This window comes from Mycobacterium sp. (assembly GCF_035633495.1).
GTDB lineage: Bacteria > Actinomycetota > Actinomycetes > Mycobacteriales > Mycobacteriaceae > Mycobacterium.
Map to the genome: position 1 here is coordinate 14,508 of NZ_DASQEU010000159.1, position 14,111 is coordinate 28,618.

Consider the following 14,111-nt stretch of genomic DNA (forward strand, 5'->3'; position numbering starts at 1 on the left):
CAAACTCTCAACCTCAACCATAGGCTTAGAGTTATGTCAAGTAGTTTCGCGCAAACAGAACGGTAGGGCGAGTACGCGAGGTATCCGTGCAGGCGCGCCGAACGTGTCGTGGGATTTTCCGGCGGCCGACGCGCAGAGCCCTACTTGACGGTCGGCAAATCCGGACTGGAGACGTCGTAGGTGGTACCCGGCTGAGTCAGGAGCGCCCCCAACTTCAGCGCCTTCTCGTCGGTGCGGTCCGTGGTTCCCCAGATCACCTGCCGACCGTCGAACAGGGTCAGGGTGATGGCGGCGACCGACGGCGCCGCGATGCGGCTCACCTGGCCCGCCACTTCCGGCCGCAGTGCGGTGAGCACCTCGAGCGCCGCCAGGGTGGGCAGGTCGCTGGGCCCCGGCGTATCGGCGTCCAGGTACGGCAGGCCGGGAGGCGGAGGCGCCGTGGCGAAGTCGACGCCATCGCGGTCGAAGAGGTGCGGGCCGTCGGGATAGTCCTTGACCACCACCGGAACCCGCTCGACGATCGTGATCTTCAACGTCGACGGGTATTCGCGCTGCACCCTGGCGCTCGCCACCCTCCGAATGGTCGCGACGCGCTCGGCGACGGCGTCGGTGTCGATCTGCAGCAGCGGCGTGTCCGGCGGGACCGCGGCGGCCTGCTCGACCTCTTCCTGCGTGACGGTGTTCAAGCCCGTGATCGCGGTGACGCGCGCCGACATGATGGGCGTGAAGTACAGCAGTAGTCCGACACCGACGGCGATCACGCTGACCAGCGCCGACCACATGAGCGCCTTGAGGCCCCGAATGAGCCCGCGCGCAGGGGGTTTCGGCTCGTCGGCCAGCCGACCGGTGACCCGCCGCTTGGCCTCGCGCCGGGCGTGCTCGATCGCCATCGCACGGTCCTGCGCCGCGCGCCGCTCCTCGCGCTCACGCCTGGCCCGTCGCCGCGGACCCTCGAAGTCCGATGCCTCGTCCCCGGCGACCACGTCGTCGGCGATCGCATCGTCGGCGACGGCGTCTTGGTCCACCGGATCGCCGGACCCGTCGGCGGTGTCGGTCGGCCTGTCGGTCGGTCCCGTCACGACGACCGCGCCCCCGGCGCGTCCCCCGCCCGCGACTGCACCGCAGCCAGGATCTCCCTGCCGAGCAGCGTCACGTCGCCCGCACCCATCGTCACGACGACGTCACCGGGCCGCGCCGAGTTCGCCACCAGATCGGCGACGGCGGAGAAGTCGGGAACGTACCGCGTGGGGACGCTGACGTGCTCGGCGACGCTGGCCCCGCTGACCCCCGCGATCGGCTGTTCTCGTGCGGCGTACACGTCGAGCACGAAGACCTCGTCGGCGAGGCTCAGCGCCAGCCCGAACTCGCGGGCGAAGGTCTGGGTCCGCGAGTACAGGTGCGGTTGGAACACTACGAGGGAGCGGCCCAGTCCGGCGACGGCGCGCAGCGCCTCGAGGGTCGCGTGCACCTCGGTCGGATGGTGCGCGTAGTCGTCGAACACCCGCACGCCTGCCGCGGTTCCCACCGACTCGAAGCGGCGCCGGACGCCCTCGAACGCGGCGAGACCGTCGAGAACCGTCTCCGCGTCCGCGCCCGCCTCGACCGCCGCAAGCAGCGCGGCCAGCGCGTTGAGCGCCATGTGCCTGCCTGGCACGGCCAACCGCATCCCCCGGGGCTGGGATTCACCCCAAAGCTGGACCGTCGACACGCTACCGGTCCCCTGCTGTTCCCAATTCGTCAGGGCGCCAGCAAGATCCGAGCCACCGGCCCCTTCGCCGCTGCCGTAGCGCAGCACCCGTACCCCGTCGGCCGTCGCACGTTCCGCCAGCGCCTCGGCGCCAGGATCATCGGCGCACACGACGAGGGCGCCGCCCGGGCGCAGCCGCGCGACGAACTCGTCGAACACCGCGCCGTAGGCCTCCGCGCTGCCGAAGAAGTCGAGGTGATCGGCCTCGATGTTGGTGACCACCGCGACGTCGGGCGTGTATTCGAGCAACGAGCCGTCGCTCTCGTCGGCCTCGGCGACGAAGCATTCGCCGCTGCCGTGGTGCGCATTGGTTCCTGCTTCGCCGAGGTCGCCGCCGACCGCGAACGACGGGTCGAATCCACTGCGCTGCAGCGCCACGATGACCATCGACGTCGTCGTGGTCTTCCCGTGCGTGCCGGTCACCATCACCGTGGTGTAGCCGTCCATCAACCTGGCGAGGACCGCCGGCCGAAGGATGACGGGAATGCCGCGGCGCCGGGCTTCGACCAGTTCCGGGTTGTCTTTCGGAATGGCGGCGTGCGTGCTTACGACGACGCTCGGCCCACCGGGCAGCATGTCGAGCGACGACGCGTCGTGTCCGATCCGGACCTGGGCGCCGCGGGCGCGAAGCGCTGCCACGCCGCGCGACTCCTTGGCGTCCGACCCCGACACCAGACCGCCGCGGTCGAGCAGGATGCGCGCGATGCCGGACATTCCGGCTCCCCCGATGCCCACCATGTGCACTCGCTGCAATTCCGGTGGCAGTTCACGCGTGTTCATCGTGTCCGCCCTCGGTTTTCCCTGGCGACTTCGAGCGCCACCTCGGCCACCCGGCGCGCGGCGTCCCGGTGCCCGGCGAGGGCGGCAGCCGTGGTCATCGCCGCCAGCCGTCGTGGGTCCCCCAGCAGAACGCGGACCGTCTCCGCGACGAAGTCGGGTGTCAGATCCGCGTCCGCGACCAGAAGCCCGCCACCCGCGCCGACCACCGGCAACGCATTGAGACGCTGCTCGCCGTTGCCGATCGGCAACGGGACGTACACCGCGGGCAGGCCGACCGCCGTCACCTCGGCGACCGTCATCGCACCGGAACGGCAGATCGCCAGATCGGCGGCGGAGTACGCGAGATCCATCCTGGTGAGATACGGCACGGCCACATAGGGCCGATCGCCGGCGGCGGGCTCGCGGAGGTCGAGCACGTTCTTCGGGCCGTACGCGTGCAGCACCGAGATACCTGCTGCGGCAAGGTCTTCCGCCGCTGCGGCGACGGCACGATTGAGGGACTGCGCGCCCTGCGAGCCACCGAAGACCAGCAACACCCTGTCGTCGTCGGCGAACCCGAAGTGGGCGCGGGCCTCGGCCCGCAGGGCCGCCCGATCCAGCGACGTGATGGACTCCCGAACCGGCACGCCGACGACCTCGACGTCTCGCAGACCCGGGTCGGGCACCGCGGACAGCACACGACGCGCCGTACGGGCCCCGACCCGGTTGGCCCAGCCTGCGCTGGCGTTGGCCTCGTGGATGACGACGGGCACGCGGTGCCGACGAAGGGCGCCGCCGCGCGCAGCCAGGTAGGCGGGCAGCGCGACGTAGCCCCCGAACCCGATCACCACGTCGGCGGCCACGCCGTCGAGGACGGCCCGCGTCTCACGCACGGCCGTGCGGACCCGCAGCGGAAGTCGGGCCAGATCGCCCGACGGCTTGCGCGGGAACGGGACCGGCGTGATCAGCTCCAAGTGGTAGCCGCGCTCGGGCACCAGGCGGGTCTCCAACCCGCGATGGGTGCCCAGGGCGGTGATCCGTACCCCTGGGTCGATCGACACGAGGGCATCGGCGACGGCCATCGCGGGCTCGATGTGCCCCGCGGTGCCGCCACCGGCGAGGACCACGGAGATCCCGGTAGAGGGCTTGCTCACCCGTAACGCTGACCTTCCAGAGAGCGAGCCCGTCGGCTCGGTTGACGCTGACGGCCTCCATGATGCCCTGAGCCCCTCGCCGTCCGGTCGGCCGCATCCGCCGTGGTGCGCCTGCGATCCTCGGGAGGTTTGCGCGCCGGCTTCGGCTTGGCCTTCGAGCCCGCCTTCGACTTCGACTTGGGCTTCGACTTCGGCTTGGCGGGGGCGGGCTTGTCGTGGCGCGTGCGCAGCCTGTCGCGCGCCGCCTCCAACCGAGTCGGCACATAGGACTCGGGCAACGGCAGTCGCAGCAGGCGGTTGAACCGATCTTCCCGACCCGCGCGCAGGGCGGCCACCGCCTCTGGCTCGTGTCGCGCCGCATTGGTGATGATTCCCAACATGAATAGCGTTGTGGCCGTTGATGTTCCACCGGCAGAGATCAGCGGCAGCTGCAGACCCGTGACGGGCAGCAGGCCCACGACGTAGCCGACGTTGATGAACGCCTGGCCGAGCACCCACAGCGTCGTCGTGGCGGTCAGCAGTCGCAGGAACGGGTCCGCCGAGCGGCGCGCGATCCGCATCCCGGTGTAGGCGAACAGACCGAACAGGCACAACAGGCCGACGGCGCCGACGAAGCCCAGTTCCTCCCCGATGATCGCGAAGATGAAGTCGTTGTGCGCGTTGGGCAGGTAGTTCCACTTGGCGGTGCCCTGCCCGAGACCGTCCCCGAAGATGCCGCCGTTGGCCAGCGCGTAGCGCGCCTGGCGAGCCTGATAGCCCGAGCCCTGCATGTCGTCGCCGGGGTTCAGCCACGACTGCACGCGATCGGAGCGGTAGCCCTCCGACATCGCGAGGATGCCCGCGGCCACCACCACGGCGAACAGCGAGCTCAGGAACACCCGCAGCGGAAGTCCGGCGTACCACAACAGCCCCAGCAGGATGATGCCGAGCGACACGGTCTGGCCGAGGTCGGGCTGGAGCACGATGAGGAGCAGCGCCAGCACGGCGCCGGGCACCAGCGGGAAGAGCATCTCGCGCACCGATGCGCGCTCCAAGCGACGGGCGGCGAGCAGGTGGGCACCCCAGATCGCGAAGGCGATCTTGGCCAGTTCCGACGGCTGCATCGAGAAGCCGGCGATCACGAACCAGCCGCGAGAACCGTTGGCCTCCTTGCCGATTCCCGGAATCAGCACCAGAATCAGCATGACGATCGTGAGGGCGAACCCGGGGAACGCCAACTTGCGCATGAAGTTGACGGGCGTGCGCAACGCCACGTAGAAGGCGACGAGTCCGACGACCGTCCACAGCAACTGCTTGGCGAAGATCGCCCACGGCGAGCCGTCCTCGTCGTACGAGTGCACACCCGAGGCCGACAGCACCATGATCAGACCGAGGGTGATCAGAAGCGCGGCGACGGCGATCACCAGATGGAACGAGGTCATCGGACGACCGAGCCACGCTCCGAAGCGCGTCCGCGGGACGGCATCAGCCGTGACGGTGGTGGTGCCGCCATCTGCTGGGGGTTTGCTGCGCCGCAACCGGGCGAAGATCTGGTTCACCGTGACTACCGGGCCGCGTCGATCACATGAGTCACAAAAGCAACAGCAGGCTCATTTGTCCCTTGCACCCCAGAATCCTCCCCCGTCACAAGCCGCGGTGGGCGGACATCCGCCGCGTGTCGCGGAATGGGCCGGGCGGTCAGGCTCCGACGGTGGCCAGCCATTCGCTGTAGAAGAGCGCGACGCCGAGCCCGCAGGCGATGGCGGTGAGCAGCCAGAACCGGATTATCACCGTAGTCTCGGCCCAGCCCACCAATTCGAAGTGGTGGTGGAACGGCGCCATGCGGAACACGCGTCGGCCCGTCGTGCGGAACGCCAGGATCTGCACGACCACCGAGGTGACCTCGGCCACGAACAGCGCACCGAGCACCACGGCGAGCATCTCGGTGCGGCTGGTGACCGACAGCCCGGCGATGATGCCACCGAGGGCGAGTGAACCGGTGTCGCCCATGAAGATCTTCGCCGGAGCGGCGTTCCACCACAGGAAGCCGATGCAGGCGCCTGCCGAGGCCGCCGCCACCAGCGCCAGGTCGAGCGGGTCCCGGACGTTGTAGCAACCGAGGCCCGGGCTGAACGCGCACGCGTTGCGGAACTGCCAGAACGTGATCAGGACGTAGGCCGCCGTCACCATCGACATCGCTCCGGCGGCGAGGCCGTCCAGGCCGTCGGTGAAGTTCACCGCGTTCGACCAGGCACTGACGATGACGACGCAGAACAACACGAACACCGCGGGCGCCAGCGTCACCGTCGCGATCTCGCGGACGTACGACAACTCCGCACTCGCAGGAGTCAAACCGTCGTCGTTGCGGAACTGCAGGGCCAGCACGCCGAAGAGCACCGCTGCGACGAGCTGACCGACGGTCTTTGCCGTCTTGTTGAGGCCGAGGTTGCGCGAGCGCCGGATCTTGATGAGGTCATCGACGAATCCGACCCCACCGAGCGAGGTGGCGAGCCCGAGCACCAGCAGGCCCGAGGCGGACGGCCCCTCACCGTCGAGCGCGAGCCCCACCAGGTGCGTGCCGAGGTAACCGGCCCAGATGCCCGCCAGGATGGCGACGCCGCCCATCGACGGGGTGCCGCGCTTCTTGCGATGGCTGGGCGGACCGTCCTCGCGGATCTCGTGTCCGAAGCCCTGCCGCGTGAACAACCGGATCAACACGGGAGTCAGAAGGATCGACACCGCCAACGCAATGCCGACGGCGATGAGTATCTGCCTCATCCGGTGGCATTTCCCGGGTCGGCGACGAGCGACTCCGCCAGGTCGGCCAAACCCGCCGATTTCGAGGCCTTCACCAAGACCACGTCTCCCCCGCGTAGTTCGGACCTCAGGAGTGCCAGCGCGGCGTCCACGTCGGCGACCATGGTGGCTTCGCTACCCCACGACCCCTCCATCACCGCCCCGTGATACATGGCGCTCATTGACCTCCCGGTTCCGACGACGACCAGTCGTGACACATCTAAGCGCACGGCGAGTCGACCGATGCTGTCATGTTCGGCAATCGCGTCGTCACCGAGTTCCGCCATCTCACCGAGAACCGCCCAGCTCCTTCGCCGGTCGGCCCCCTTCTCCCGGCCGCCCTGCGCCATCCAGGCCAGGGCCTTCAAGCCCGCGCGCGTCGAGTCGGGATTGGCGTTGTACGCGTCGTTGATGACGGTCACGCCGTCCGCGCGCGTGCCGACCTGCATCCGGTGCCGGGACATCGGTCCGGCCGCCGCCAGCGCGGCCACCACCTGTTCGAGGTCGGCGCCGCACTCCAGCGCGACGGCCGCCGCGCAGAGCGCATTGGACACCTGGTGGTCTCCGTGCACGGCGAGCGCCACGTCGGTCTGCGCACCGCCGGCGTGCAGGGTGAAGCGCGCTCTGGCGAGTTCGTCGAGGACGACTCCGTCAGCCCAGATGTCGGCGGCAGGAGAGCGCCCGACGCGAACCACCCGCGCCGCGGTCTTGTCCGCCATCGCGGCCACCACCGGATCGTCGGCATTGAGGACGACCACTCCGGACGCCGGAACCGCCTGCGGCAGTTCGGACTTCGTTGCGGCGATCGCCTCGCGCGAACCGAACTCACCGAGGTGGGCGGTGCCGACGTTGAGCACCACGGCGATCGACGGCGGGGCGATCCGCGCCAGCGCGGCGATATTGCCCGGATGGCGCGCCGACATCTCCAGGATGAGGTAGTCGGTGTCGGTCGTGGCCCGCAACACGGTCCACGGGTGCCCGAGCTCGTTGTTGAACGAGCCTGGCGGCGCGACGACCTCGCCGAGGGGTGCCAGCACGGCGGCCAGCAGATCCTTGGTCGACGTCTTGCCCGACGACCCGGTGACGCCGACGATCCTTAGTCCACCGGCAACCAGTTCGGCGGCGACGGCGGCGGCCAGTTTGGCCAGCGCCTCGAGAACCGCCGCCCCCGATCCGTCGGAGTCGTACTCGAGCACGCTCGCACCGGAGTCGACGGCCGCGGCATGCGGTCGCACGACGATGGCGGGCACTCCGACCGGGCGGGCCGCCAGCACCGCCACCGCACCGGCGGCCACGGCGCCCGCCGCGAAGTCGTGCCCGTCGGACCGGGCACCAGGCAGGGCCAGGAACAGCCCACCGGCGGTGACGGCGCGCGAGTCGAACTCGACGGTCCCGGTGACGTGCGTCGTCTCGGCGTCCTCGGCCGAGACGTCGGTCAGTTCACCACCGACGATGCGGGCGATCTGGGCCAGCGTCAGATCGATCACGGCCGCGACCGCAGGGCCTGGAGCGCGCGCGCCAACTCCTCGCGGTCGTCGAACGGCCGCGTGCGGCCATGACTCGTCTGGCCCGCCTCGTGGCCCTTGCCCGCGACCAACACGACGTCTTCTTCTCTGGCCCAGCCGACGGCGAAGTCGATGGCGGCGCGGCGATCACCGATCTCCGCGATCTCCGCGGCACCGCCCGCCGCCCCCGCGACGATCGTCGCCCGGATGGCCGCCGGGTCCTCGTCCCGAGGGTTGTCGTCGGTGACGACGACGAGGTCGGCCAACTCGGCGGCCGTCTGACCCATCGGCGCACGCTTGCCCTGATCACGGTTGCCCCCAGCGCCGAACACCACCGCCAGCCGGCCCCGAGCCTGGGCCCGCAACGTCTCCAGCACCGCGCGCAGCGCGCCGGGCTTGTGCGCGTAGTCGACGAGGGCGAGAAAGCTCTGACCGCAGTCGATCGGCTCAAGCCGGCCGGGGACCGTCGCCGTCCGCAACCCTGGCGCCGCCTGCTCCGGTGACACGCCGACCGCATCGAGGAGCGCGGTCGCCAGCAGACAGTTCGCGACGTTGTAGCGCCCGGGCAGACCGATGCGCAGGCCGTGATGGACACCTGCCGGGTCGACCGCCAGGAACTCCTGACCGCCTCCTTCGACGGTGCCGACCTCCTCGACCCGCCAGTCCGCGTCGTGGCCGGAAACGCTCACCGTGACGGGTTGGCGAGCGCGAGCCGCGATGGTGCGCCCGGCGTCGTCGTCCACGCAGACCACGGAAACGTCTGCGTGCGTTGACGACCGAGGGTCGAAGAGCCGCGCCTTGGCGTCGAGGTAGTCCTCCATCGTCGGATGGAAGTCCAGGTGGTCGCGCGATAGGTTGGTGAAACCACCCACGGCGAAGTGCACGGCGTCCACCCGACCCAACGTCAATGCGTGGCTGGACACCTCCATCACCACGGTGTCGACGCCGCGTTCGACCATCACCGCGAGTAGGGCCTGCAGGTCGGGAGCTTCGGGCGTGGTCAGCGCACTGGGCTCGTCGCGACCGTCGATGCGGATGCCGACGGTGCCGACGAGGCCGGCCACCCGACCCGCGGCGCGCAACCCAGCCTCGACCAGATACGTGGTGGTGGTCTTGCCCGAGGTACCCGTCACGCCGATCACGCGCACGTGTTCCGACGGTCTGCCGTACACCGCGGCCGCCAACTCGCCGAGCACGGTCCTCGGCGCGGGGTGGACCAGTACGGGCGCTGCGACGCCACCGCCCATGACCTTCACCCCCGCCTCGTCGGTGAGCACTGCGACGGCTCCTTGCCGCACGGCGTCCGCGGCGTACCGGGCGCCATGCGACGACGCACCGGGAAGTGCGGCGAACAAGTCGCCGGGGCGGGCGTCCTGGCTACGCAGTGTCACGCCGGTGACCCGCACGCGTGTCGAGTCGGCCCCCGCCAGTGGGAGCGCCCGGACGCGCTCGGCCAACGCGACGAGGCCTTCACCGGCAGGACGCGAGGGACGCAAGTTCATGGCCATGACACCCTACCGGCCGAGGCTCGGGCCTCCGGCCGCTCAACCCTGCAGGACGAGCGGCGGACCGGGATCGGGCGACAGAGGCACGTTCTCGCGCTGCAGCAGCCACGCCGAGAGGTTGTGGATCAGCGGCGCAGCGGTCGTGCCTGGTGAACCGTCGGCGGTGCGATGCGGGTTGTCCATCATCACTCCGACGACGTAGCGCGGATCGTTCGCGGGCACCATCGCGGCGAAGGTGATCCAGTAGACGTCGTCGTAGTAGCAGCCGCAGCCCGGATTGATCTGCTGTGCGGTGCCGGTCTTGCCCGCGATCTGGTAGCCGTCCACCGCGGCGCCGGACCCGGTGCCCTGCTGCACACCGGCCGGGTCCTTCTGGATGGTGGCGCGCAACATGTTCCGCACGGTCTGTGCCGTTTGGGGTGAGACCACGCGCACACCTTCGGGTCGCGGCTCGTCGGTGCGCGAGCCATCCGAGGCGATGATGGACTTGATGATCCGCGGTGGAATGCGGACGCCGTCGTTCGCGACGGTCTGATACATGCCCGTCATCTGCAGCAAGGTCATCGAAAGACCCTGTCCGATGGGCAGGTTGGCGAAGGAGCTGCCCGACCACTGGTCGATCGGCGGAACCAGGCCGGCGCTCTCGCCGGGCAGTCCGACGCCGGTGCGCTGTCCGAGGCCGAACTTGTCGAGCATCTGGGCGTAGCGCTCCGGACCGATGCGCTGGGCCAGCATCAGGGTTCCCACGTTCGAGGACTTACCGAAGATGCCGGTGGTGGTGTACGGCATCACGCCGTGATTCCAAGCGTCCTTCACCGTGACGCCGCCCATGTCGATCGAGCCCGGCACCGACAACACCTCGTCGGGATTGGTCAGACCGTTCTCGATCGCCGTCGACGCCGTGATGATCTTGTTGACCGAACCGGGTTCGAACGGCGAGGAGACCGAGAGGTTGCCCAGTTGCCGGTCGTCCTGCCTACCGATGTCCTGGCTGGGATCGAAGGTGTCGTTGTTCGACATCGCAAGGACCTCACCGGTCTTCGCGTCGAGGACGACGGCCGAGACATTCTTGGCTCCGGACAGGTTCTTGGCCTGCTGCACCTGCTGCTGAATGTAGAACTGGATGTCATCGTCGATGGTGAGCTGGATCGTCGAGCCGTTGACCGCGTCGTGCCGGTTGCGGTAGCTGCCGGGAATCACGACGCCGTCGGAACCTCGGTCGTAGGTGACCGACCCGTCGGTGCCCGCCAGCTTGGCGTCGAGCGAATCCTCCAGGCCGAGGAGTCCGTGGCCGTCCCAGTCGATGCCGCCGACGATGTTCGCCGCCAGGGAGCCGCCGGGGTACTGGCGGATGTCCTGGCGCTCCGCACCCACTTCCGGGTACTTCGTGGTGATCGCGTCGGAGATGGCCGGGTCGACCGCGCGGGCGAGGTAGACGAAGGAGTCCTTGCCGGAGAGCTTCTTGTAGAGGGTGTTGGCGTCGGGCTTGTTGTTCAGCAGGCCCGCCACACCCTTGGCGATCTCGCGAAGACGCTTGATGGGTTCGGGCGCATCCGGCGCCTTGGCTTGGGCCTCGACGAGCTCCTTCTGGACCTTGACGGGCTGAAACGTCAACGCGCGCGCCTCGGTCGTGAAGGCCAGTTTGTCGTCGTTGCGGTCGACGATGCTTCCGCGTACGGCCTCCTCCACGTCGGTGACCTTCAGCTGACTGGCGGCCTCGGCGCGAAGCCCCTGGGCGCGCGGCACCTGGAGCATGAAGAGCTGGCCCGCCGCGATGACCAGGACGAGCACGATTACGACATTGCCCACCCGGTGACGGAACGCGAAGGAGGCACTCCGGAGCCCGTCGTCGGCGACGGGTTTGCGCGTGCGGCGCTCGTTCGCGGAATGGGGAGTCCCGGAGCGACTCATGCCGGGGCGCCTGGCACGGGGAGCGGGACGACCGGCTCGGGGACGGGTTCAGCGCCAGGCGGCGGGCCGGGCAGTGCGGGTGCCTGTGGCGACTCGAGGTGCGGGGCCGAGGCGTCCAGCGGTGCTGCCTGCGCCGGTACCGGTACCTCCGCCGGAGCGGGCGCGGGCGCGGGCGGTGCTGCCAGCACGGCGGTCGGGGGTACGGCGATCTCCGGGTTGGGCAGCGCCGCGGGCCTCGGCGGCAGGTGCACCGCCACCTCGCGCGGTTCGACGACGCGGGGTGCGGGCGGAGGCGGAGGCGCCGGGGGCCCGGGTTCGGGCAGAGGGCTGTTGAGCGGCGGTGGTTGAACGCCCTGGGCGGGCTTCGGCGTGCCGACGACCATCCAGTTGCCAGAGGGATCCTGCACCAGGTGCGCGGTGTCCCTGGAGGGAATCATCCCGAGATTTCGGGCCGCCTCGGCGAGGGCGGGCGCGGCCTGGGCTTCGAGCACGTCGCGCTCGAGGCCTTCCTTCTGCTGCAGCAGTGCCTGATTGACCTGGCGCGCTCGGCCCAGTTCGTAGGACCGCTCGGCGGCGTCGGTCGATAACCAGAGTGTGACGCCGAGACCGACGCCGAGCGCTCCGATCACCAGCACCACGAACGGCACCCTGGTGACGAACCGGCGTGGGTCGAGGTCGATGGCCGCCAGCTTGACGAGTAGCCGCTCCCACAGGGGCGGGCGAATGACTTTGGGAGCCTTGGCCTTACGCGCCTTGGCCCGTGCCTTGGCCTGGGCGGCGTTCTTCGGTCTGATCGGGCCCTCGATGGGACGGGGCGTCGGACTGTTGTGCGGCCGGGAGTGTTCGGGGCGCTGTGGGCGCTGCTCGCGGGTCGACCGGCGACCGCGCGGTGGCGCCTCGGCCGAACGCCGCTGAGCGGCGGCTTCGCGTGGCTTGCGTGGCTTGCGCCGGCGTTCGTTGCTGGTACGTGCCGGGTCTGGTCGCTTGGCCATCACGAAACTTCCCTTCCGACAACCTTTTCCAGAGCTCGCAACCGTACCGATGCGCTTCGCGGGTTGAGGTCGATCTCGTCTGCCCCCGCCTTCTCTGCCCCACGCGTCAACGAGACGAAGTAGGGCTCGTGGCCTGGGAGCTCGATGGGCAGGCCCGCCGGGGTTCGCGACGCCGTCGCGGAGGCGAACTCGCCCTTGACGATCTTGTCCTCCAGCGACTGGTAGGCCATGACCACGATGCGTCCGCCCTCGCGCAGCGCGGCGAGCGCGGCGGGCACGGCTGAGCGAAGGGAGTCCAACTCGCCGTTGACCGCGGTACGCAACGCCTGGAACGTGCGCTTGGCGGGGTGCCCACCGGTGCGGCGGGCGGGTGCCGGGATGACGTCGTAGAGCAATTCGACCAGCTCGGCGGTCGTCTCGAATGGCTTGCGGTCGCGCCGTCGAACGATCGCACCGGCGATGCGGCTGGCGAAGCGCTCCTCGCCGAACTCCTGCAACACCCTCGTCAGGGCTCTCTTGTCGTAGGTGTTCAGGATCTCGGCCGCCGTCAGGGGCGCGTCCTGATCCATCCGCATGTCCAGCGGCGCGTCGTGAGAGTAGGAGAAGCCGCGATCGGCACGGTCGAGTTGCATCGACGAAACGCCGAGGTCGAACAGGACACCGTCGACGTCACCGGCGCCAGTGCCGTTCTGGCCGGCGCGGTCTGCCCAGAAGCCGTCGTAGCGGGTCTGCACGAAGGTGACCCGGTCGCCGAACGGTGCCAGTCGTTCGCCTGCGATCGACAGCGCGGTGCGGTCACGGTCGAGACCGATCAGGTGCAGGCCGGGCAACTCGGTGAGGAAGCGTTCCGCGTGGCCACCCGCACCGAGCGTCGCGTCGACGAGGACGGCTCCGGCACCTTCGGCGTCGCGGCGGGTCAGGGCTGGCTTCAGCAGTTCGACGCAGCGGTCGAGAAGGACCGGGTCGTGCGGGTGATCGTCAGGCATCGCAGCACCCTCGGGACGTGTGCCCGCCCTTGCATCGAGGTCCCTGTCCGAGGTCGCGGACCTGGCGTTGGGGAAGTACGCCAGGGCCGGTTCGGGCAGAGGCCACCATGCACGGGCAGCTGAACTAGATGATGTCGCGCAGGGTGTCATCGCTGGCCGCGGAGAAGTTCTCTTCGTGGGTCTGCTGATAGGCCTGCCAGGCTCTTGCGTCCCAGATCTCCAGGAACTCGATCGAGCCGATCACCACGCAGTCCTTGGAGAGGTCTGCGTACTGGCGATGGTCGGCCGACAAGGTGATCCGGCCTTGCGCGTCGGGGTGTTGTTCGTCGGTTGCCGCAGCCAGGTAGCGCAGGTAGGCGCGAGCGTCCGGGTTGCTCCGCGATGCCTGCGACGCCCGCTCTGCGAGCTTCTCGAATTCCGCTCGCGGGTAGACAGCCAGGCTGTGATCTTGACTCTTGGTGACCATCAACCCTCCTGCCAGTGCTTCGCGGAATTTGGCGGGCAGCGTGAGCCGCCCCTTGTCGTCGAGCTTGGGCGTGTAGGTGCCGAGAAACATCCCGCCACCTCCAGCTGCCCTGCTCACGAAGCTCCGGCTGCTCCGTTGTCCGCCACATTACCCCACGATCCCCCACTTTGCTCCATTCACTGGCAAAAGTTCGGGGTCAAGCCCCACCGCCCACCACATAGCAGGTCTTCGCCGTGGCCTCGGCCGGTCCCGGACCACGGCGTGCGACGAATAAGTGCAGCTGGGCACCCATGGCGCCGGCAGTGGGGCGT

At 69.5% G+C, this 14,111-nt stretch carries 11 protein-coding genes; all 11 read right to left on the reverse strand.

What is annotated here, in order from left to right; genetic code table 11:
* Window positions 1-140 precede the first annotated feature (140 nt).
* A complete protein-coding gene (locus VET27_RS23650) occupies window positions 141-1,079 on the reverse strand; it encodes a cell division protein FtsQ/DivIB (protein WP_526522068.1) in 939 nt (312 codons plus the stop codon).
* Window positions 1,076-2,527 carry a UDP-N-acetylmuramate--L-alanine ligase gene (murC, locus tag VET27_RS23655; RefSeq protein ID WP_526522070.1) on the reverse strand — a complete coding sequence of 484 codons (1,452 nt, stop codon included), beginning with the start codon at window positions 2,525-2,527 and terminating at the stop codon, window positions 1,076-1,078. Before murC ends, VET27_RS23650 begins: the two co-directional genes overlap by 4 nt.
* A complete protein-coding gene (murG, locus tag VET27_RS23660) occupies window positions 2,524-3,660 on the reverse strand; it encodes an undecaprenyldiphospho-muramoylpentapeptide beta-N-acetylglucosaminyltransferase (RefSeq protein ID WP_526522072.1) in 1,137 nt (378 codons plus the stop codon). Before murG ends, murC begins: the two co-directional genes overlap by 4 nt.
* Entirely contained in the window at window positions 3,657-5,177 is a 1,521-nt protein-coding gene (ftsW, locus tag VET27_RS23665; RefSeq protein WP_526522133.1) for a putative lipid II flippase FtsW, read from the reverse strand. The genes murG and ftsW overlap by 4 nt, the downstream gene beginning before the upstream one ends.
* Window positions 5,178-5,337: 160 nt before the next feature.
* The gene (gene mraY, locus VET27_RS23670) at window positions 5,338-6,417 is read right to left on the reverse strand and encodes a phospho-N-acetylmuramoyl-pentapeptide-transferase (protein ID WP_526522074.1); all 1,080 of its coding nucleotides are present in this window, start codon (window positions 6,415-6,417) and stop codon (window positions 5,338-5,340) included.
* Window positions 6,414-7,922 (reverse strand): UDP-N-acetylmuramoyl-tripeptide--D-alanyl-D-alanine ligase, encoded by a 1,509-nt coding sequence (locus tag VET27_RS23675; protein WP_526522076.1) that lies wholly within the window; start codon window positions 7,920-7,922, stop codon window positions 6,414-6,416. Before VET27_RS23675 ends, mraY begins: the two co-directional genes overlap by 4 nt.
* The gene (locus VET27_RS23680) at window positions 7,919-9,442 is read right to left on the reverse strand and encodes a UDP-N-acetylmuramoyl-L-alanyl-D-glutamate--2,6-diaminopimelate ligase (protein WP_526522078.1); all 1,524 of its coding nucleotides are present in this window, start codon (window positions 9,440-9,442) and stop codon (window positions 7,919-7,921) included. The genes VET27_RS23675 and VET27_RS23680 overlap by 4 nt, the downstream gene beginning before the upstream one ends.
* Before the next feature lie 42 nt (window positions 9,443-9,484).
* On the reverse strand, window positions 9,485-11,356 hold the full coding sequence (locus VET27_RS23685; protein WP_526522080.1) for a peptidoglycan D,D-transpeptidase FtsI family protein: 1,872 nt from the start codon (window positions 11,354-11,356) through the stop codon (window positions 9,485-9,487).
* Window positions 11,353-12,348 (reverse strand): cell division protein FtsL, encoded by a 996-nt coding sequence (ftsL, locus tag VET27_RS23690; RefSeq protein WP_526522082.1) that lies wholly within the window; start codon window positions 12,346-12,348, stop codon window positions 11,353-11,355. The genes VET27_RS23685 and ftsL overlap by 4 nt, the downstream gene beginning before the upstream one ends.
* Window positions 12,348-13,484 carry a 16S rRNA (cytosine(1402)-N(4))-methyltransferase RsmH gene (gene rsmH / locus VET27_RS23695; protein WP_526522084.1) on the reverse strand — a complete coding sequence of 379 codons (1,137 nt, stop codon included), beginning with the start codon at window positions 13,482-13,484 and terminating at the stop codon, window positions 12,348-12,350. Before rsmH ends, ftsL begins: the two co-directional genes overlap by 1 nt.
* Window positions 13,459-13,890, reverse strand: a complete 432-nt coding sequence (gene mraZ, locus VET27_RS23700; RefSeq protein ID WP_526522135.1) for a division/cell wall cluster transcriptional repressor MraZ — start codon at window positions 13,888-13,890, stop codon at window positions 13,459-13,461. The genes rsmH and mraZ overlap by 26 nt, the downstream gene beginning before the upstream one ends.
* Window positions 13,891-14,111: the final 221 nt, after the last annotated feature.

Bases quoted from the DNA above. Each gene is read 5' to 3' on its own strand.
- VET27_RS23680 (WP_526522078.1), bottom strand. From the start codon at position 9,442: ATGAACTTGCGTCCCTCGCGTCCTGCCGGTGAAGGCCTCGTCGCGTTG.
- mraY (WP_526522074.1), bottom strand. From the start codon at position 6,417: ATGAGGCAGATACTCATCGCCGTCGGCATTGCGTTGGCGGTGTCGATC.
- VET27_RS23685 (WP_526522080.1), bottom strand. From the start codon at position 11,356: ATGAGTCGCTCCGGGACTCCCCATTCCGCGAACGAGCGCCGCACGCGC.
- ftsL (WP_526522082.1), bottom strand. From the start codon at position 12,348: ATGGCCAAGCGACCAGACCCGGCACGTACCAGCAACGAACGCCGGCGC.
- rsmH (WP_526522084.1), bottom strand. From the start codon at position 13,484: ATGACACCCTGCGCGACATCATCTAGTTCAGCTGCCCGTGCATGGTGG.
- murC (WP_526522070.1), bottom strand. From the start codon at position 2,527: ATGAACACGCGTGAACTGCCACCGGAATTGCAGCGAGTGCACATGGTG.
- mraZ (WP_526522135.1), bottom strand. From the start codon at position 13,890: ATGTTTCTCGGCACCTACACGCCCAAGCTCGACGACAAGGGGCGGCTC.